The 22,635-nt window shown below is 67.1% G+C and carries 1 protein-coding gene; it reads left to right on the top strand.

Annotated features, from left to right (window positions below):
- The gene (locus tag J3U87_RS31930) at nucleotides 1–22,635 is read left to right on the top strand and encodes a non-ribosomal peptide synthetase (protein ID WP_237379863.1); all 22,635 of its coding nucleotides are present in this window, start codon (nucleotides 1–3) and stop codon (nucleotides 22,633–22,635) included.

Genomic DNA, 22,635 nt, shown 5'->3' with positions numbered 1-22,635 from the left:
TTGAAAACGCAAACGGAAAACATGGAACAACGGCTGAGCCGCCTTCTTTTCGCACAACTCCGGACGCTCGACCTCTTCACGAACGAGCCCGCCACCCCAGCGCGGCTCAAGGAGCGCATCGGCTGGGTCGACCTCTACGACCGCTGGTTCGCGGAGACGTTGGCGACGCTGTGCCGCGACGGGCTGATCGAGCGGATCGATGACGGCTACCGGCTTGACGATCGCGTGTCGATCGACGCCGAGGCCGAGTGGCGCGCCTGGGACGCCTCTGCCGAGGAATGGTCGCGCGACCCGCTTCAGGCCGCCCAAGTCCATTTGGTGGCCACCATGTTGCGCGCCCTGCCGGAGATCCTGACCGGGACGAAGCCGGCCACGGACGTCATGTTCCCCGATGCGTCGATGCGCCTGGTGGAGGGTGTCTACAAGGGCAACCCGATTTCCGACTACTTCAACGAGGTCCTGGCCGAGACGGTGGTGGCCTACCTGCGCAGCCGCATCGAGTTGAACCCCGAGACGCGTCTGCGCATTTTGGAGGTGGGCGCGGGGACCGGTGGCACCACGGCGATGTTGCTGGAAAAGTTGGCCGACTTCCACGACTACCTGGAGACCTACACCTACACCGATATTTCCCCTGCCTTCCTGATGCACGCCCGCGAACACTTCGCACCCGGGAATCCCTTTCTGAAAACGGCGATCTTCGACGTGGAGCGGCCGCCGGCCGGCCAGGGTTTCGCGCTGGGCGACTACGATCTGGTGATCGCCGCCAACGTGTTGCACGCCACCCGGAACATTCGCGTCACCCTGGGCCACGTCCACGACCTGCTCGCCAAAAACGGCCTGTTGCTGCTGAACGAGTTGAGTGACAAGAACCTGTTCGGCCACCTCACCTTCGGCCTGCTCGAGGGCTGGTGGCTGTACGAGGATCCCGAGTTGCGCATGCCGGGCAGTCCCGGCCTCTATCCCCGCGATTGGGCGCGGGTCCTTGGCGAGGAGGGCTTCGGCGAGGCGCTGTTCCCGGCCGAGGCCGCGGCCGAACTGGGCCAGCAGGTCATCGTGGCCGAGAGCGACGGCATCCTGCGAGAGGCGCAGGCGACCCACGAGCGCGTAGGGTCGGCGGTCACTTCCTCGCAAAGCCCGGTGGCGCCGCCGACGGCGCGCCCTGTTTCGGCCGGTGACGAACGCTTGCGTGAACGGGTCGCGAACGCGGTGCGCGACATGATCTGCGCCAAAATTTCCGAATCGCTGGAGGTGCCCGTCCACACCATCGATCCGGACGAGCCGTTCGCCGCCTACGGCATCGACTCGATCACGGGCGTCAAGCTGGTGGGCGTGCTCAACGAGGCGATGGGCCTGGCTTTGGACACGACGACGCTGTTCGACCACAGCTCCGTGCGCCATCTGGCGGCGTTCGTGGCCGCCGAGTACCAGGACGATCTGGTCACCCGATTCGATTTGGACACCGACCGCGGGCCCGCCCAGGACGAGGCACCGCCGCCCCAGGCAGCCACGGTGCGCGCGGTGGAAGTGGACACACGTTCGTTGCGTGATTTTACGGAAGCTTCGAACGACGACGGACGTGCCCCCGGCTACGAACCGATCGCGGTGATCGGCATGAGCGGCCGCTTCGCCAAGTCCCAGAACCTGGCCGAGCTGTGGGATCACCTGGCCGCGGGCGACGAACTCATCGAAGAAGTGAGCCGCTGGGACCTTTCCCCCTATTTCGAGGAGGGCGCCGCGTACTGCAGCCGTGGCAGCTTCCTCGACGGCATCGACCAGTTCGATCCGCTCTTCTTCAACATTTCGGGCACCGAGGCGACCTACATGGACCCGCAGCAGCGGCTCTTTCTGGAGGAGGCCTGGAATGCGCTCGAGCATGCCGGCTACGCGGGTGCGGACATGGACGGACGCCATTGCGGCGTCTACGTGGGCGTCTGCGGCGGTGATTACCAGACGCTGTTCGAAGGCAATCCGCCGCCCCAAGCGTTTTGGGGCAATTCGGCGGCGGTGGTTCCGGCGCGCTTGGCCTTCTACCTCAACCTGAAGGGGCCCGCGGTGGCGGTCGATACCGCGTGTTCCAGCGGGCTGGTGGCGATCCACGTGGCCTGCCAGGGACTTTGGCGCCGCGAAACCGAGATGGCCGTGGCCGGCGGGGTCAACGTCCAGTCCACCTCGGCCTTCTACCGCACCGCGGGCTCGGCCGGCATGCTTTCGGCCGACGGTCGCTGCTACGCCTTCGACGACCGCGCCAACGGATTCGTGCCGGGCGAGGGCGTGGGCGTGGTCGTGCTCAAGCGGCTCTCGGACGCGATGCGCGACGGCGATCACCTGATCGGCGTCATTCGCGGTTCCGGCTTGAACCAGGACGGCTTCACCAACGGCATCACGGCGCCCAGCGCCAAATCCCAGGCCGCCCTCGAACGCCAGGTCTACGAGACCTTCGACATCCATCCCGAACAGATCCAGATGGTGGAAGCCCACGGTACGGGCACCAAGCTCGGCGATCCGATCGAGTATGGCGCCCTGACTCGTGCCTTCCGCAAGAGCACGGACAAGCGTCACTTCTGTGCGCTCGGGTCGATCAAGAGCAACCTGGGGCACACCATCGGTGCGGCGGGCGTGGCCGGTGCGCTCAAGATCCTGCTGTCGTTGCAACACCGCCAGATTCCGCCTTCGCTGAACTACGAGACGGGCAACCGCCACATCCAGTTCGAGGACAGCCCCTTCTTCGTCAACACCGAACTGCGCGATTGGGAGGTTCCCGAAGATGCGCGTGCCCCGGCGAAGCGTCGCGCGGTGGTCAGCTCGTTCGGGTTCAGCGGGACCAACTGCCACATGGTGTTCGAGGAGGCGCCGGAACGGACGGGCGTCCACCGCGCCATGCCGGAATACCTGGTGGTCCTCTCGGGGCGGACCGCCGACCAGTTGCGCGACCAGGTCGCCCGCCTGAAGGCGCACGTCGCGTCCGACGAAGCCCTGGACCTGGGCAACACGAGTTTCACCCTGCTGCTGGGCCGCCGGCATTTCGGGCATCGCTGGGCCTGCCTGGCCCGCGACCGCGAGGAGTTGCTGCGTCACCTGGAGGATTGGCTGGCGCAGAAGGCTTCCGCGCGGGTGTTCAGCAACACCGCCAAGGATCAGGGTCGCCAGAAGGCATTCGAGCAGTACGGCAACCACTGCATCGGCCAATGTCGCGAGGAGGCCGATCCGGCCGCGTTCAGCGAACACCTGGGTGCCGTCGCGGACCTGTACTGCCAGGGCTACAGCCTGTCGTTTGCCGCGTTGTTCGAGGGAGGTGGCTTCCGCCGGGTGCCACTGCCGACCTATGCCTATGGACGACAGCGCTTCTGGGTCGACGCTACCGACGTTCCCGCCAAGGGCGTCGAGGTTGCCGAAGGCCCTGGCCGAGAGCCGCGCCTGCATCCGCTGCTGCACGCCAACACCTCGACCCTGCGCGAGCAGCGCTTCACGACGCACTTCGACGGCTCCGAGTTCTTCCTGCGCGACCACCTCATCCAGGGCTACATGATCCTGCCGGGCGTGGCCCATTTGGAGATGGTGCGGGCCGCGGTGCAGCGAGCGTTGGGTTGGTCCGATCCGGCCGGCGGCGAAGCCGGACGCGGCTTGGCCATTCGGTTCCGCAACGTGCTGTGGCTGCGACCGGTCGCGGTGGGCGAGGGGTTGAGCGGCGTGTACCACGTGGGCCTGGAGCCCGATGAAGGCGGACTTCGGTATCGCATCTACTCCCTGCCGGAGGGCGCGGACGAGGTAGCCGCCGAGGTCGAACCGGTGGTGCACAGCCAAGGGGTCGTGGTCATCGAAGCGCGCGACGCCGACGAGCAGCGATTGGACCTTCGAGACTTGCAGGGCCAGTGCGATCGCGCCGAGCTGGACGCCGGCCCGCTCTACCAGGCCTTTCGCAAGATCGGCATCACCCACGGCGAATCGCTGAGAAGTATTCGCGAGGTGCGACTGGGCGAGCGGCGGGTGTTGGCGCGATTGACCCTGCCGGAGATCGTGAACGAGACCATCGACGAGCTCCCGCTCCACCCCAGCCAATTGGACTCGGCCCTGCAATCGATCCTGGGGCTCACGGTGGATCTGGGCAAGGTCGAGGCGGCCGACACCGAAGACCTCGACCTGAAGCCGTCGATCCCCTTCGCTTTGAAGGACATGGTCATGTTGGCCGGGTGCACGCGCGAGATGTGGGCCTGGGTTCGGCCCTGCGCCGAAGACAGCGGCGACGGCGACAGCCGCGACATCGACCTGTGCGACGCCGAGGGACGGGTCTGCGTGCAGATGCGCGGCTTCACACCGCGTGTGTTCGATGCCGAAGGCGGCGACGCCGGCACCTCCGAGACGAGCACCATCCTGCTGGATCTGGCGTGGCAGGACGCGCCCGCATCCGGAGCGGAGGGGCCCGAATACGGCCGCCGCATCGCGCTGGTCGCCGGCTTGGACGAGCGTGTCGAGTCCCTACGCCGCGAAGCCGCGCGCCGAGGCGATCACGACCTGGAAGTGGTGGTACTACCCGGCTGCGCCCATACCGCGAAGCCGTCGAGCAGAGAGTTCCCGTCAGCCGACAAGGGAGCGGCAGGCAGTAGGTTGGCCCGCCGGGCCGACAATTCGAAGTCGTTGGGTATCGAAGAAAGCGACAATTCGAGAGGAGGGTCCATTCCCCCTAGCTCCCAAACCGAAGCGCGCCTATCCGAAGTGCCTATCACCAAAGACAACCAACTCGGCAGCCGCCCGACCGACCCGCCGAAGCAGTCGCCCGAGAAACGCTCGAACCTCGTAGAAGGCGATCCAGGCATCGCCGATCACTTCACCGACGACGCCGTCAAGGTCATGCGCTGCCTCCAGGATGCCCTGAAGCAACCCACCGAGGGCCCGACCCTGGTTCAAATCCTGGTCCCCGAATCGCGCGACGACTCCCTGGACCCGCGCCACCTGTGGGCCGGCCTCGTCGGCATGCTGCGCACCGCGCGGCTGGAACACGGGAAACTGGTCGCCCAGGTGGTCCTGGTGGACGCGGCCGCCGATGCCGAAGCCCTGCTCGACCGCCTCGACGAAAACCGCGCCCACGGCGTCGACGTCCTGGTGCGCTACCGCGACGACCGGCGTCAGGTTCAGGCGTGGCGCGAAATCGAGCCGCCCCGCGAGGTGCCCCTGCCGTGGCGAGATGGCGGTGCCTACCTCATCACCGGCGGCCTCGGCGGTCTCGGCGTGTTGTTCACCGACGAGATCGTAGCTCGCTGCGAGGCGCCGAAGTTGATCTTGACCGGCCGCTCGGCCCTCGATGACGGGCGCCGCACCCTCCTCGAAAACTGGCAGCGCCAGGGTGCGGAGGTCGTGTATCTCCAGGTGGATGTCACCCGCAAGGCCGATGTGGACCGGCTCGTCGAGGAGGCCCGCGAACGGTTCGGCGGCTTGAACGGCGTGCTGCACAGTGCCGGCATCCTGGGCGACTGCTACCTGGCCCAAAAACAGGAAGGCCAGTTCCGCGACGTCATGGCGCCGAAGATCACCGGCACGGTCAACCTGGACCACGCCTGTCGCGATCTTGAACTCGATTTCTTCGTGACCTTCTCTTCGATGGCGGCGCCCATGGGCAACCCCGGCCAGACCGATTACGGCACCGCCAACGCCTTCATGGACCTGTTCGCGCCCTACCGCAACCGCCAGGTCGCCGCCGGGCTGCGCTTCGGCCGCACCTTCTCCATCAACTGGCCGCTCTGGGCCGACGGCGGCATGACCCTGGACCCCGCGACCGAAGAGGTCATGAAGCGCACCATCGGCATGGTGGGCATGCGCACCGCCAACGGGTTGAAGGCCTTCAACCAAATGCTGGCGGGCGAGCGGGACAACTTGATGGTGTTGGAAGGGGACATGGCGGTCATGCGCCGGGTCTTCCTGCAGCAGGCGCCGGCGCCGTCCGAACCGGCCGAATCCGCCGTGCCCGAACCCGTCGGCGAGGGCGACCACGACCTGCTGGAGACCGTGCGCGACATCGTGGTCGGCGTGGTTTCCGAGCTGGTGGGCATGCCCGCCGGTGAGATCGACGGCGATACGGAGTTCCCCAATTTCGGGTTCGACTCGCTCATGCTGACCGACTTTTCCAACAAGCTGGCCAAGAGTTACCAGCTCGACATCATGCCGACCGTGTTTTTCGAGCACACCACGGTCAACCGACTGGCCCGCTACCTGATGACCGAGTACCGTGCGGCCTTCACGCAGGCGGGCACCTCGGTGGCGCGGCCTTCCGCCGGTGGCGCGGCCAAAGTCGTCGAGACGCCGCCGAGCCGGACCGCCGCGACCAGCGGCTCGTCCGCGATCCTGTTCCCCGATCGCACCATGCGCTTCGGTCCGGTGAGGGCCCAGAGCCAAGCCGCCGATGCGTCGTCGCGGGCGGGCGCGGTCGACCTCGCCGAACCGATCGCGATCGTCGGCGTCAGTGGCCGCTTCCCGATGGCCGAGGACCTGGCGACCTTCTGGCGCAACCTGCACGGCGGCAAACACTGCATCAGCGAGGTGCCGCCCGATCGCTGGGACTGGAAGGCGTTGTGGGGCGACCCCGCGACGGAACCCAACAAATGCAACATCAAGTGGGGCGGCTTCATGGACGGCGTCGGCGAATTCGATCCGCTGTTCTTCGGCATTTCCCCCAAGGAAGCCGAGTGGATGGATCCGCAGCAGCGCCTGTTGATGAGCTACGTCTGGCTCGCCATCGAGGACGCCGGTTACTCGGCCCGCAGCCTCTCCGGCTCGCGGCTGGGCATCCTGGTGGGTACCTCGTCCAGCGGGTACGGCAGTGTGCTGGATCCCAACGCGCTGGAGGTGGACACCAACACCACCACCGGCATGGTGCCCTCGGTGGGCCCCAACCGCATGAGCTTCTTTCTCAACGTGCACGGGCCCAGCGAGCCGATCGAAACCGCCTGTTCCTCTTCGTTGGTGGCGATCCACCGCGCCGTCCAGGCGATCCGCAACGGCGATTGCGACGCGGCCATCGCGGGCGGGGTCAACACCCTGATCACGCCGGTGGCCCACATCGGCTTCAACAAGGCCGGCATGCTGGCTTTCGACGGCCGTTGCAAGACGTTTTCGGCCCAGGCCGACGGCTACGTGCGCGGCGAAGGCGTGGGCATGATCTTCCTGAAGAAGCTGAGCGCGGCCGAAGCCGACGGCGACCACATCTACGCGGTCGTGCGCGGCACGGCGGTCAACCACGGCGGGCGGGCCAACTCGCTGACCGCACCCAACCCCACCGCCCAGGCCGAACTGCTGAAAACGGCCTACAGCCAGGCCGGCATCGATCCGCGCACGGTCGGGTACATCGAGGCGCATGGGACCGGCACCGAGCTGGGCGACCCGATCGAAATCAACGGCCTGAAGTCCGCCTTCCGCGACCTGTACCGCGAGGCCGGCGCGGAGGTCGCCGAGAAGACCCACTGCGGGCTCGGCTCGGTCAAGACCAACATCGGCCACCTTGAGCTGGCGGCGGGCATCGCGGGCATCATCAAGGTGCTGCTGCAGATGAAGCACCGGACCCTGGTGGAGAGCCTGCACTGTCGCGAGGTCAACCCCTACATCGACCTGAAGGGGACCCCCTTCTACATCGTGCGCGAGCGCCAGGCCTGGGCGGTCATCGAGGACGAGAACGGCAAGGCCCTGCCGCGGCGCGCCGGGGTCAGTTCCTTCGGGATCGGCGGCGCCAACGCGCACGTCATCCTGGAAGAATACGCCCAGCCGCGTCCGGCCGCGGCGACCCCGGTCGGCGGCGATCGCCCGCAAATGGTGGTGCTCTCGGCCAAGACCCGCGATCGCCTCGTGGCCGCGGCCGCCAAGCTGCTGCGATACCTGGAGGACCGCGACACCGACGGTGCCGGCGATCTGGATGCGACCGGCCCGGTGACTCCGCCGGTGGCGCGACTCACCGAGCTGCTCGCCGAGGTGCTGGCGGTGGACCCGAGCGACATCGATCCGGACCAGCCGTTGGAAGGCTACGGCGTCGATCACCTGAAGCAGGTTCAATTTGTCGAAAAAGTGCAGCAAGCCTATTTAGACCAAATGGATACGCACGAGTTGATGCGGTTTGGGAGTGTGGCCGCGATGGCCGCCCACTTGGCGTCCGAGCTGGGTCGGGTGGCGCCGCCACCGGCTGAGCCACCCGAGGCGGTGGATCTGGCTTCGCTGGCCTACACCCTTCAGGTCGGCCGCGAGGCGATGGAGGAGCGGTTCGCCGTCATCGTCGCGTCGTCGGGCGAGCTGCGCGAGAAGCTGAAGACCTACGTGGAGGCCGAGGGCGCGCCGGACGGGCCAGGCATCCGTGGCGCCGGGATTTTCCTGGGCCAAGTGCGCAAGAATCGCCAATCGGTGGGATGGTTCAGCGCGGACGAGGATTTGGCGACCATCGTCGAGACCTGGATGCAGAAAGGTAAGTACAGCAAGCTGTTGGACTTGTGGGTTCAGGGGCTCGACGTGCCCTGGGCGCGCCTCCATACCGAGGGGTCGCCGCGCCGGCTCAGCCTGCCCACCTATCCCTTCGCCAAGGAGCGCTATTGGCTTTCGGCCGGTGACGCCGGCGAAGAGGGTGCCGGGCCGGATTTGGTCGCCGCCGCACTGCATCCGCTGGTCCAGCGCAACGTATCCGATTTGGCGGGGCAACGGTTCCTTTCCGTCTTCGACGGCGAGGAGTTTTTCCTGCGCGACCACATCATGGGCGGTCGCAAGATGCTGCCCGGTGTGGCCTATCTGGAGATGGCGCGCGCAGCCGCGGCCCATTCGACCGACGAGTCCGTGGTCGCCCTGCGCAACGTGGTCTGGAAGCGGCCGCTGGTGGTGGAAGACGGCGAGAAACCGGTGGTGATCGACCTCTACGCCGAGAGCGACCGCCTGCATTTTGGGGTGGCCTCGAGAGATGAAGCGAGCGCAGGCGATGCTTCCGTGGTTCATTGCGAGGGCGAGCTGGTGCTCGGATCGTCCGCCGAACCGCGTCCCGAGCGGCGCGACCTGGCTTCGATTCGGCCGCGCCTGACGCGGACCTTCGGCAAAGCCGAGTTCTACGCCTATTTGGAAGGCGAAACCCGCCTGGGCGACAGTTTCCAGGGCATTGCCGGTCTGCATCGCGACGAGTGCGAGGTGTTGGCCGAGCTGCAATTGCCCGACGCGGCCTGGGCCGAAGCCGACGCGTTCACACTGCATCCCACCATCATGGATGCCGCCTTCCAAATCGCGACCCGACTGGTCATGGAACGCCATCCCTTCGGCATGCACCTGCCGTTTTGCGTCAAGGAGGTGCGGACCTGGGCGCCCACACCGCTGGCCGGGTTCGCCCATGTCAGGCCCACACCCGGTTCGGATGGGGGAAGCGGCACCGTCAGCTACGACATCGACCTGCTGGACGAGCGGGGCGAGGTTTGTGTCGCGTTTCGCGGTTTCCTGTGCCGCGATGTGGCCTCGGCCAATTTGGTGACGATGGTGCCCGAATGGCGCCCGCGCGATTTGGTGCCGACCGAGGATTGCGGCGCCACCGTGGTGTTGGTGGACGGTGCCGCGCCGCGCTCGCTGGTGGCCGCCCTGGCCGCCGACACGCGTTTCGCCCGGGTGGCGTCGCTACCCGCCAGGACGGATCGGCCGACGGCTGCCGTCGTTCGGGCGATCTTCGACACCGCCTTCGACGTGGTCCGGGAGCGGTTCCGGATCGAAGGCGACGAGCCGCAACGGGTGTTGGTACTGGCGGCGGCCGAGTCGGATCCGTTGGCTTTCGCGCCGCTCGTGGGCCTGTTGAAGTCGGCCGGTCACGAGTACCGCAAGCTGCGCGGCAAGGTCGTCGCGATCGAAGATCTGGCCGGCATCGCGGCCGAGCGGGTGCGGGCCCTGTTGGCGGCGGAGTGCGCCGACGCCGAAGACGCGGTCGAGGTGCGCTATCGTCGTGACGGCAGCCGCGAGGTCCGCCAATTGGCCGAGCTGAAATTCGAGTCCGAACTGAACCTGACCATCGAGCCAGGCGGTGTGTACTGGATCACCGGCGGCTTCGGCAAGCTGGGCCTGATGCTGGCCGACTACCTGACCTTGGTCACGCGGTCCACCATCGTGCTCAGCGGCCGGACGGCGCTGGACGATCGCAAGACCGCCGAACTGGTGCGGCTGTCGGCGCGCGGCTCCTCGGTCAGTTACGTCCAGGTGGATGTGTCGCAGCCGGACGAGGTGTTGCAGGCGGTGGCCCGGATCCGTCGCGAACAGGGTCGCCTGACCGGGGTGTTCCACTGTGCGGGCCTGATTCGCGATGCACTGATCGCCAACAAGACCCGGGCGGAGATCGACGGGGTCTTTGCCGCCAAGGTCGATGCCGTGCTGAACCTGGACGAAGCCACCCGCGACGAGCCTCTTTCGTTCCTGGCGCTCTATTCTTCGCTGGCGGCCGTCTTCGGAAATGCCGGCCAGACCGACTACGCGGCGGCCAACGCCTTCCTCGACGCCTTCGCGGCCCACCGCAACGAGCTGGTTCGTGCCGGCCGGCGATCGGGCCATACGGCGTCCTTCAACTGGTCGCTGTGGCAGGGCGGCGGCATGCGCATGAGCGCGTCGGCCGAGCGGGCCATGTCACGGAGCACCGGCATTCGACCACTTTCCATGGTGAGCGGCATGCGCGCCCTGTTCGGCGGCCTGGCGCGCGACGTGCCCCAACTGATCGTCATGGAGGGAGAGCGCGAGAAGATTCGCCGGACCTACCTGGAGCCGGCTGCGCCCAAAACCAAAATGCTCGAAACGGCCGAGGTCGTGGCGGAAGCACGGCCACCGCAAGGGGGGAGAGACGATCGCGACCGCCTCGACCGCGTCAAGGCGGAACTGAAGACCGCGATCGCTGCCGTTCTCAAGGTGCCGGTGCAGCGTATCCAGCAAGACGCCGACTTGGTGGACTACGGCATGGATTCGATCGGCATGACCGACTTCGCCCAGAAACTGAACCGCGACTACGACCTGGATCTGTCGCCCGGCGATCTGTTCGAACACACCACGCTGGGCCGCATGGCGGCCTTTCTGGCGCGGCGTTTCCCGGCCCGGTTCGGTTCCGGCTCGGCTGCGCCATCGATCGCCCCGGCCGCAACCGACCCGCCCTTGGCAGCCGCCTCGCAGGCAACCCCATCCACATCGGAAGCGGCGCCTGCGTGGAAGCGAATCCGGCGACCTGTGAGCACCTCGCGCTCGATCACCCCAGCCGCGGTCTCCGAACGCCACCAACCCGGTCAGGACGTGGCGATCGTCGGCATGAGCGGGAAGTTCCCCGAAGCCGAGGATGTGCACGCCTTCTGGCGGAACGTGAAAGCGGGCCGCAACTGCATCGGTCAGGTCCCGGCCGAGCGCTGGGACTGGCGGGCCTTCTTCGGCGACCCCAAGAAGGAGCCGGGTAAGACCCGCATCAAGTGGGGAGGCTTCATCGACGGTGTCGACGAGTTCGACCCGCTGTTCTTCAAGATCTCGCCGGCGGAAGCCGAGATCATGGATCCGCAGCAACGGCTGTTGATGACGCACGTGTGGTCGGCACTCGAGGACGCGGCCATCCCGCCGGCCTCCCTGTCCGACAGCCCGACCGGTGTGTTCTGCGCCACGGTGGGCACCAGCGAGTACGTCGGTCTCGGTGCGATGAACCCCAACAACGCCATGACGATGTCGGCGGTGGCGGCGTCGCTGATTCCCAACCGCATTTCCTTCGCGCTCGACCTGAGCGGACCCAGCGAGTACTGCGACACGGCCTGCTCCTCCTCGCTGGTGGCGCTGCACCGCGCCGTGTTGGCCCTGCAACGCGGCGAATGCGAACAGGCGATCGTGGCGGCGGTCAACCTGCTGCTTTCACCGGCCGGGTTCATGGGCTTCGAGGCGATGAACTACCTCAGTCCGGAGGGCCGGGCTCGATCGTTCCAGGCCGGCGCCGACGGCTTCGTGCGCTCGGAAGGGGTGGGTGCCCTGGTGATCAAACCGCTGGACCGTGCCGTGGCCGACGGCGATCCGATCTACGCGGTGGTCAAGGGCACCGGCGTGGCCCACGGCGGCAAGGGCGTCTCGCTGACCGCGGCCAACGCCAGGGGCATGAGGCGGGCCATGGCTCAGGCGTTCGACCGAGCGAGGCTCGATCCGCGCTCGATCGCCTACGTGGAGGCCCACGGCATCGCTTCGCCACTGGCCGACGGCGTCGAGATCGCGGCCCTGAAGGGCGGGTACGGCGCCGAGGCATCCAGCCAACCGGAACAGGCGATCTACCTTTCCAGCCTCAAGCCGACGATCGGGCACGGCGAGCTGGTTTCCGGTCTTGCCGCGCTGATCAAGGTCGTCTCGGCCCTGCGCGACCGCTGCATTCCGGGGATTCCGGAGTTCGGCGAGTTGGGCGAGAACTGCTCGCTCGACGGCAGTCCCTTCCGCATCGCGGCCGAGAACCGGGAGTGGACGCGCGATACCGACGACGAGGGACGGATCGTCCCGCGCCGGGCCGCGATCAACAGCTACGGGTTCGGGGGGGTCAACGCCCACGTGGTTCTCGAGGAATACGGCGAAGAAAAATCACCCACTTCCGCCACGGCGGCAGCGGGCCCTTTCCTGCTGGTGTTCTCGGCCAGAACCGAGGCCAATCTTCGGGAAATGCCGGCCAGGCTGTTGCACTGGCTGACGGAAACCGAAGCGGGCCGGACCGCGGCGCTGCGCGATGTGGCTTACACCCTTCAGGTGGGGCGCCAAGAGATGGCCTGGCGCCTGACGTTCACGGCGAGGGACCGCGACGACCTGCTGGAGAGACTGCGCCGGTTCGAGACCGCACCGGAGGCGGCCGAGTTCCTGCGCGGTGACGGTACGCGCGACCACGCGGCACTCGATTTCCTGGACGAAGACGAAGAACTGGGTGAGATGATCGCCAAGTGGGTGAAAAAAGGTAAGTTGGACAAAGTGGGCGGCCTTTGGGTACGCGGTTTCTCGGTAACTTGGGCTTGGCTGTACGATCGCGAAACGGTGCGGCCGCGCCGGCTGCATCTGCCCACCTATCCCTTCGCACGCCAGCGCTACTGGGCAGTGGCCACCGCGGACGAAATCGCCGCCGCGTCTTCTTCGGCAGGACCGGTGCCGGTCGAGCTGCACCCGCTGGTGCAGCGCAACACTTCCGATTTCTCGACCCTGCGCTTCAGTTCCACCTTCACCGGCGAGGAATTTTTCCTGGCCGAGCACCGGGTCGGCGACCGGGCCTACCTTCCCGGCGTGGCCTACCTGGAGATGGTTCGGGCCGCGGTCGAACAGGCGAAAGCCAACGCCGCGGCCGACTCCGATGCCGTTCCGCGGCCCATCCATATCCGCGACCACGCGTGGGCGGCGCCGATCACGGTGGCCGGTGCCCCGGTGACGGTGCATCTGATCCTGCGCGCCGAGCCCCATGCCGGTCCGGATCACGTGCGCTACGAGATGCTGGGCGAAGATCGGGCGCTGCACGCCAGCGGCCTTGTCGATTTGGGTTCCGTACCCGAACCGGGCGTCATGGATTTGGCGGCGCTACAACGGCGCACGGCGCTTCACCGAATCGATCCCGAGCGCTGTTACCGCGAATTCGCGCGGCTGGGCATCGCCTACGGGCCTTCCTTCCGCTGCATCGAGGAACTCCAGAGCGGGAACGGTCAGGTTTTGGCGCGGCTGGTTCTGCCCGTGGGTTCTGCCGATCGGCTGGAGACCTTCCCGTTGCATCCCTGCCTGCTGGATGCCGCACTTCAGGCGGTGTTCGCCCTCGACCCCCGGATCCTGTTGCCGGAGTCGGACCAAACGGGTTCCAGCGCGGTATCGACCTCGGCCGGGTTCCGCGCCCTGGGCTTCGAGTCCGTCGAGATGGCGGATGCCTGCACTCCCGAAATGTGGGCCTGGGTGCGGCCGGCGGAAAACCGGTCGTCCAGGGGCGATGGGCGTAGGCGGTTCCATATCAGCCTGTGCGACGGTCACGGCAAGGTTCGCGTGCGTCTGGAGGGTTTCGCCCTTGGGCCGATCGAACCGGGCCGACCGGATCGGGCTGTCGCCGCTCCATCCGACGTCATGAGTGCCGTCGACGTCGGTCGGGCGTTGCCGTCGTTGACCCATGCGATGCGCGGTCATTTCCCCGCCATCGATGGAAAGGTCCAGGCCACCCTGAAGCGGGCGGAGGGGCTCTACAGCTACGACATGGAAGAGCTGCTGTTCCGCCTTCTGTGCGGCAACCTGCGCAAAATGGACCTGCTGCCGGATCCCGAGGCACGCATCGCGGCCCTGAAGCGCCGAATCGGGGAGAGTTTCTTCTACGAACGCTGGATCCGCAAGAGCCTCGCCGATCTCGTCAAGGCCGGCTACCTGCGGCCCGAGGGGCGCGGCTACGCGGTGGTGGATCCCGAACGCTGCGACCTGGAGACCTGCTGGCGCGAATGGGACGCCCAGCGCGACGAGTGGCTGAACGGCAAGCACAAGCGGACCATCGTGCCGCTGGTGGAAGCCACCGTGCGCGCCCTGCCCGAGGTGATCACGGGCAAGACGATGTCGACCGACATCATGTTCCCCAACGGTTCCATGGACCTGGTGGCGCCGCTCTACCGCGACAACTTCGTGGCGGACCTGTTCAACGAGGTGCTGGTCGATTCGGTAGTGGCCTACATCGAGGAGCGGCTGGCCGTCGAGCCGGACGCCCGCATTCGCCTGATCGAGATCGGCGCCGGCAGCGGTGGCACCACCGAGGGCCTGCTGCCTCGCCTGGAACCGTTCGGCGCCCACATCGCCGAGTACTGCTTCACCGATATTTCCAAGGCGTTCCTGTTCTACGCCGAGAAGCGCTACCGGCCCAAATACGATTTCCTGAAAACCGAGATGTTCGACGTGGGACGCTGCCTGACCGCTCAGGCGATCGAGCCGAACCGCTACGATCTGGCGATTGCCACCAACGTGTTGCACGCCACCAAGGACATTCGCGAAACCTTGCGGGTCAGCAAGGCGGTGCTGCGCCAAAACGGGTTGCTGTTGCTGAACGAACTGAGCGACAACTTCCTGTTCACCCACCTGACGATGGGCCTGCTGCAGGGGTGGTGGATGCACGAGGACCCCGAGCTGCGCATTGCGGGCAGTCCCGTCTTGGCACCCGACTCCTGGGACGAGGTCCTGAAGGAAGAGGGCTACGGGCCGATTCTGTTCCCGGCCGAGGCGGCGCACGGCCTGGGGCAGCAGGTGGTGGTGGCCGCGAGCGACGGTCGGGTGGATCCCGCCCAGTTGGGCGGCACGGATCGCAGCGAGACGGCCCCGCCCGCGGCGCCGCGCCAACCCCCTCCTTCGCCCAGGCCAACTGCTGGCGCCGGTCGGGTTGTGCATGCCCGGACCACGGCCGGCGCGGCGGTGGGCCAGTCGCGCGAAGCCGGGGTCGCGGTCGCCGTCCCGGTGTCCGACGCGGCCATGGAGGCGCGGGTCCGCGAGGTGATCGTCGCCAACATGGAGGCCTCGCTCAAGGTGCCGCGTACCGAGATCGACGTCGAGGCCTCCTTCGCTTCCTTCGGTCTGGACTCGATTACGGGCATCAACCTGGTCGATGCCGTGAACGATGAGCTGGGCATCGAACTCAAGACCACCAGCCTGTTCGATTACAGCTCGGTGGCCAAACTGACCGAGTTCATCGTGTCCGAGTTCGGGGCGCGGTTGCGGGCTCCGGTCGAAAGCCCCGCGACCTCCCCGCCGCGACACGAAGCGGCAGCGCCGGAGGTTCCGCCATCACCGCCACCGGCGGTGCCGGATGAGGCGGCACCCTCCCTCCGCCACCAGGTGGCGGCCCTGATCGTCGATCACCTGGCGACTTCGCTCAAGGTACCCCTGGACCAGATCGATCCTGCCGGGCCCTTCGCCGACTACGGTTTGGACTCGATCACCGGGGTGAATCTGGTGGACGAGATCAACGCGGCGCTCGAGATCGAGCTGAAGACGATCAGCCTGTTCGACCACAGCACGGTCGAGCGCTTGACGGACTTCATCCTGACCACGTTCGGCGATCGAGTGCGGAGTGCGCTCGCAAAAAAGGACCTGGCACCGGAATCGCCCCTGAGTGAGCGGGCCACCCGCATGCGGGCCACCCGAATGCGGGCCACTCGAATGCGGGCCACTCGTATTCCGGTGCAGACCCAAACCATGCCCAAGGCGCCGTCCCTGCCCGAAAGCCGTTCCGACGATCGTGTCGTACACCCGGAGCCGAGCGGCATCGAGGCCACCGGCGAAAGCCCCGCGGTGGGTACCGAAGCGATCGCGGTCATCGGCATGAGCGGCCGATTCGCCAAATCCGACGACCTGAACGCACTCTGGGCACATTTGGCTGCGGGCGACGACCTGGTGGAGCAGGTGCGCCGATGGGACCTGGCGGCGCACTTCGGCGAGGCCGGCGCGGAACCGGATTTCTGTCGCACCGGAAGCTACCTGGAGGACATCCGGCGTTTCGATCCGCATTTTTTCAATATTTCCGAGGGCGAAGCCACCTACATGGACCCGCAACAGCGCCTGTTCCTGGAGGAATCCTGGAAGGCACTGGAAGATGCCGGTTACGCCGGCGATGGCGTGAGCGGCTGCGCTTGCGGTATTTACGTGGGGTGCACTCAGGGCGGCTACGGCGCGTTGTTGCGTGAGGAACCCCACCCGGCCGCCTTCCCGGGCAATGCCGGCTCGATCATGCCCGCGCGGCTGGCCTACCACCTGAACCTGCACGGGCCGGCGGTGGCGGTGGACACGGCCTGTTCCAGCTCGCTGACCGCAATCCACCTGGCCTGTCAGGGGCTGTGGTGCCGCGAGACGGACATGGCGCTGGCCGGCGGTGTGTTCGTTCAGGCCTCCGAGGGGTTTCATCTCTCGACCAGTCAGGCCGGCATGCTCAGCCCCCACGGTCACTGCCGCTCCTTCGACGACCGGGCCGACGGCTTCGTGCCCGGCGAGGGCGCGGGTGTGGTGGTGCTGAAGCGCCTGAGCGATGCCCTCGCCGACGGCGACCAGGTCCACGGCGTGATTCGCGCCAGCGGACTGAATCAGGACGGCACCACCAACGGGATCATGGCCCCCAGTGCCAACGCCCAGGAGCGGCTGCTGCGCCAGGTCTACGATCGATTCGGCATCGACGCCGGCAGCATTCAGATGGTCGAAGCGCACGGGACCGGCACGCGCTTGGGTGATGCCATCGAAGTCGACGCCCTGACACGTGCGTTTTGGCGCGATGGCGATGCGGTGGGCCGCGTGGCACTCGGCTCGATCAAGACCAACATCGGGCACACCGCCACCGCTGCCGGCGTCGCCGGCGTGCTCAAGGTCCTGCTCTCGCTGCGGCATCGCCAGATCCCGCCGTCGCTGCACTTCGAGTCCGGCAACGGGTTGATCGACTTCGCCCGCAGCCCCTTTTTCGTCAACACCCGGTTGAAGGATTGGGATGCGCCGGTTTCCGGGGCGCCGCGCCGAGCCACAGTCAGCGCGTTCGGCTTCAGCGGGACCAACGCGCACATGGTACTCGAAGAAGCCCCGCGACCCGTGCGCCGCCAGGTGGATTTTCCGGCCCACCTGGTGGTGCTCTCGGCCCGCACCCGCGATCAGTTGCGGGCGGTGGTGGAGCACATGCTGGACTACGTGCTGACCCACCCGCACATGAACCTCGGCGATGCCGCCTTCACCCTGTTGGTGGGACGCAGGCATCTGCGCTACCGCTGCGCCTTCGTGGTGGCGGACCGGGCCGCCCTGACCTGCAGCCTGCAGCGCTGGCTGGACGGGGACGGTGGCGACGCCTTCGTGGGCGAAGTCGTCGATCGGCGCACGCGTGAGGCCGATCCCGATCGCGGTGCACGCCTGGTGGACGTCATTCGTAAATGGCGACCGGGCGAAGACGCTCGGGACTATCGCGGCATGCTGTCCTCCCTGGCCGAGCTGTTCGTCGTCGGGCATCTCTTCGATTTCGAGGCCATGCTCGCGGATCGCGGCTGCATGCGCATGTCGTTGCCCACCTATCCGTTCGATGCGGGTCATTATTGGGTTCCGGAACCGCCGGAGCCGCGATCTCGCGGTGGGCGGGGCGGGTCGGTTCCGACTCCGGACGAGAAGCCACCACGCCCGCCGGTGGCGGCGTCCCCATCGGGAACCGCCGTCGATGCCGCCTCGATGACCGAACGGGAACCGGTCGCCATTGCCGAGGCGTTCCTGCGGCATTGGGTCGCCGCCAAGAGCCGGGTACCGATCGCGGAGGTTTCCCGCGCGACCGGGTTCCACGACATGGGCCTGCAATCGATTCAATTGGTGCGCATGGTTCAGGATCTGGGCGAGGCGCTGGGTGTGCGCCTTTCACCCGGTTTGCTGTTCGACTACGTCAACATCGCCGAGTTCGCCGCCTACCTGGCCGAGCACTACGCGGCCAGGTGGACGGCCTGGGCCGAAGGTGAGCGGAAAGGACGGGTGCCCCTGACGGGCGATGGGGAGCCGGCTCCCGCCTCGTCCGAAGATCCAGCCGTGTCGCCGAACCTTCCCGCGACGAGCTCGCCAACGCGCGAGCGAGCGGCACCGATGCGCCATCCTCTTTCGCAGGGGCAGATGGGCCTGTGGGCCCTGCAGCGCCTGGCGCCAGAGATGACCGCCTACAACTGTCCCTTCTGTTTTCGGCTCACGGGTGCCTTCGATGTGGACAAGTTCCGCGAGGCCTGCGCGGCGAGTGTGGCGCGGTTCCCCTTGCTGACCTCGGTCTTCGGGGACGCGGACGGCGAACCGTTCCGCGTGCAGCTCGAGCCGAATCGCTTCGGCTGGGACCAGGTCGACCTGCGCGACCACGACGAGGCGGCCCTGTTCACGCGCTTGAAGCAGTGGGTGCGCGAACCCTTCGATGTGGCGGCCGGGCCCTTGCTCCGTTTCCATCTGGCGCGGGAGGCCGACGATGCGTGGGTCGTCCTGATGGTGGTCCACCACCTGGTGTTCGACGGCACCTCGTCGTTGGTGCTGTTCCAAAACCTTTGGGAAGCTTACGGTTGTTTGATCGAGGGCGGTGCGCCCGATGCCGCCGGGGTGGTCGTCGATTACGACGCGTTCGTCGCCTGGGAACGGGCGTTGCTCGACGGGGAAGAGGGGCGCTTGTTGTTGGATTACTGGAAGGATCGCCTGGCCGATGATCCGCCGGTGGTGACGCTGCCGCCCGACCGGCCGCGACCCGCGCGGCCGAGTTTTCGCGGTCGCACCCATGTGGCTCGGTTGGATGCGGCCTTGACCCGGCGCGTGCGCGCCTGGGCCAAGGAACACCGCATCCAGCGCTCGGTCTTCTTCCTGGGCGTGTTTCAGGTGTTGCTGCATCGCTACACGGGTGAGCGGGACCTGCTGGTGGGCATGCCCACCTCGGGTCGGCCCGGCGAGCGCTTCGCCGAAGTGGTGGGCTACTTCATCAACATGATCGTCGTGCGAGGCCGGCTACACGGCGAGACCTCGTTCCGGGACTTTCTGACCGAACTGCGCCTGGCCGTCGTCGAGGGCATGGACCACGCGGCCTACCCCTTCCCGGCCTTGGTTCGGGAACTGGGGCTGGGCGGGGAGCGCGCGGTGGCGCCGCTGTTTCAGGTGACCTACACGTTCCAGAACTTCATTCCCGATTCGGTTTCCAGCGGATCTTTCTCCTCGCGGGGACTGGATATGGAGATGGTGGACGGTCTCTACCAGGAAGGCGACCACGACTTCGGGCTCGAGGTGATCGACCTCGGCGACGAGGTGACCCTGCACGCCCAATACGACGAGGCCCTGTATCGGCCCGAAACCATCGAACGGGTGATGGCCCATTACCTTCGCCTGATCGTCGCCTTGCTGGACGATCCGGATCGCCCGATTTCCCGGGTGGCGATGCTGGCCCCCGAGGAACGCGAACGGTTGCTTCATGCCTGGAACCCACCCCGCGATCCGGCGATTCGGGAACGGAGTTGCTTCGAGCTGTTCGCCGAACGCGCCGTGGCGCAGGCCGATCGGGAGGCGTTGATCTTCACCGGAGCCGACGCGATGACCTGGAGTTACGCCGAACTGCACCGCCGGGTGGGTCGATTGGCCGCGCACCTGGTTCGGTCGGGCGCCGCGCGGGGAACCCGCGTTGGGGTTTGTTTGGAACGCTCGCCGGAAATGGTGGTGGCGTTGCTCGCGGTGTTCGAAGCCGGCTGCGTGTTCGTGCCGCTGGACCCGCAGGCGCCCGCGGCCCATCTGGGCCAGGTTTGCGAGGACGCCCAGCCCGGCCTGGTGCTGGTTCACGGCGCCACCCGTGCCAAGCTTGAAACCGTTGTGGGAGCGATCGCTCCGTGCGGTCTCGTCGATTTGGATCGCGATGCCTGGGATCGCGATCCCGAGGGGACGGAGGTCGCGGGGCGCCGCGCGGTGGACTTGCAGGCGCCGGCCTACATCATCTACACATCCGGATCCACCGGGCGACCCAAGGGCGTGGTGGTCAGCCACGGCGCCCTTGCTCGACATTGCCAAGTGATCGCCAGTGATTACGGGCTGGGCGTCGAAGATCGCGTGCTCCAGTTCGGGGCGCTGCATGTGGACATCGCCCTCGAACAAATCCTGCCGGGATTGATGAGCGGTGCGACGATCGTCGTGCGCGACAACGCGTTGTGGTCCCCGTCGGGCTTTCTGCAGCAGGTTCGCGCCCATCGGATCACGGTGGTGGACCTTCCTCCGCGGTACCTGCACGAACTGTTGCTCCAATGGCGGCGACTGCCCGAGTTGGAGACCGTCGCGCTGCCACGTCTGGTGATCGTGGGCGGCGAGGCGCTTCCGGCCGAAACGGTTCAGCTCTGGTTGGCGAGCCCGCTGGCCTCGCGTGTGCTACTCAACGCCTACGGCCCCACCGAAACGACCATCACCTCGCTGGTCCACCGCATCACGCCCGACACCTTGCCGGATACGTCGCTGGGTGGCGTTCCCATCGGGCGGCCCTTGCCCTGCGAGACGGCCTTCGTTCTGGACGACCACGGGGCACCGGTCCCCGAAGGTGTCGTCGGTGAGCTCTACATCGGCGGGTCCGGCGTGGCCGAGGGGTATCTCGACCGGCCGGGCCTGACCGCCGAGCGCTTCGTTCCCAACACCTTCGTGCGCGAAGGCGAGGCGGGCGGCCAGCGGTTGTACCGCACCGGTGACATGGTGCGGCGCCTTCCCGGTACGGACGGGTTGGTGGACTTTCTCGGTCGCCGTGATTTCCAGGTCAAGATTCGCGGGTTCCGCTTGGAATTGGGCGAGATCGAGGCCCGGTTGTGCGATCATCCGGCGGTCGACGATGCAGTGGTGACGCTGCGCGAGCAGGGCGGGGAACCGTTGTTGACGGCCTACCTGATCGTGACTGGCGAGGGACCCTCCGAGGCGGACCTGCGGGCCTATCTCGAGGCAAGACTGCCGTCGGTGATGGCGCCCTCGGCGTTCGTGACCCTGGATCGGTTCCCGCTGAACGCGGCCGGTAAGGTCGATCGCGGCGCCTTACCCATTCCCGACGCGGTGCACGAGCCGACCGCGACACCGCGAAACACGGTCGAAGCGCGCTTGGCGGACCTGTGGCGCGAGGTCCTGAGCACGGAGCGCATCGGGGTGTTCGACAACTTTTTCGAGATCGGCGGCCACAGCCTGCTCGCGGTGCGGTTGGTCGCGGCGATCCAGAACGCATTCGGCGTGGCGTTGCCGCTGGCATCCGTGATTCGCGCGCCCACGATCGCGCGCCAAGCGCCGCTGGTTCGCTCGCGAGTCGGCGAGGAGGCCGAGGGACCCTTGGTCCGGCTGGCGCAGGGCGGCACGGCACCTCCGCTGTTTCTGGTGCACCCCGTTGGTGGTAACGTACTGTGTTACATGGCGTTGGCGCAGCACTTGAGTGGAGAGCGGTCCTGTTACGGGTTGCAGGCGCCCGGTTTGGTCGGTGGCGATCAACCGACCGACGTGGCCGGCATGGCCGCGGTCTACCTCGAAGCCATGCGGAGCATCCAACCCGAGGGGCCCTACTACCTGGGCGGCTGGTCGCTGGGTGGCGTCATCGCCTATGAAATGGCGCGGCAATTGGCGGAAGCCGGCGAGGAGGCGGCGCTTCTCGTGTTGATCGACAGCTACACCCCCGAAATGGCGGCCCGGGTGGCAGGCCAACGGCGTCAACGGTTTGACGGCGAGGGGATCGACCCCGACATCCTCGAATTGATCGATTTCGGAAGCGAGCTGCTGGGGTCGGACGCCGTGACGGAGGAAACCCGTGCCTTGGTGGTGGAGGCCGACGCCGATCGGTTGTTCGACCACTGGCTCGCGCGGGCCGTGGATCTGGGGATGATCGCCGTGGAGGATGCGGCGGCCCAGCTCCGAAGATGGTTTGGCGTCTATCGGACCCATGTGGCCGCCATGAACGAATACCGACCTCAACCGAACCGCGGAGAGCCGATGCTGTTGTTTCTCGCTCGCGAGCCGTTCATGGGCGGTGCGGACGAAGTGCCTGCCGTCGCCAATGAACCCACGGGCGGCTGGAGCCGCCTGGCCGGTGGCAGCTTGCTGATCCACAAGATCGCGGCGGATCACCACGGCCTGATGGCCGAGCCCCACGTGGCGGGCTTGGCGGAACTGCTGCGCGAGCGCCTCTCCCAAATGGAATCCGATGTGAAGGAATGA

The sequence above is a fragment of the Sulfidibacter corallicola genome, assembly GCF_017498545.1.
GTDB classification, from domain to species: domain Bacteria; phylum Acidobacteriota; class Holophagae; order Acanthopleuribacterales; family Acanthopleuribacteraceae; genus Sulfidibacter; species Sulfidibacter corallicola.
This window is presented reverse-complemented; position numbering and strand designations above follow the sequence as displayed.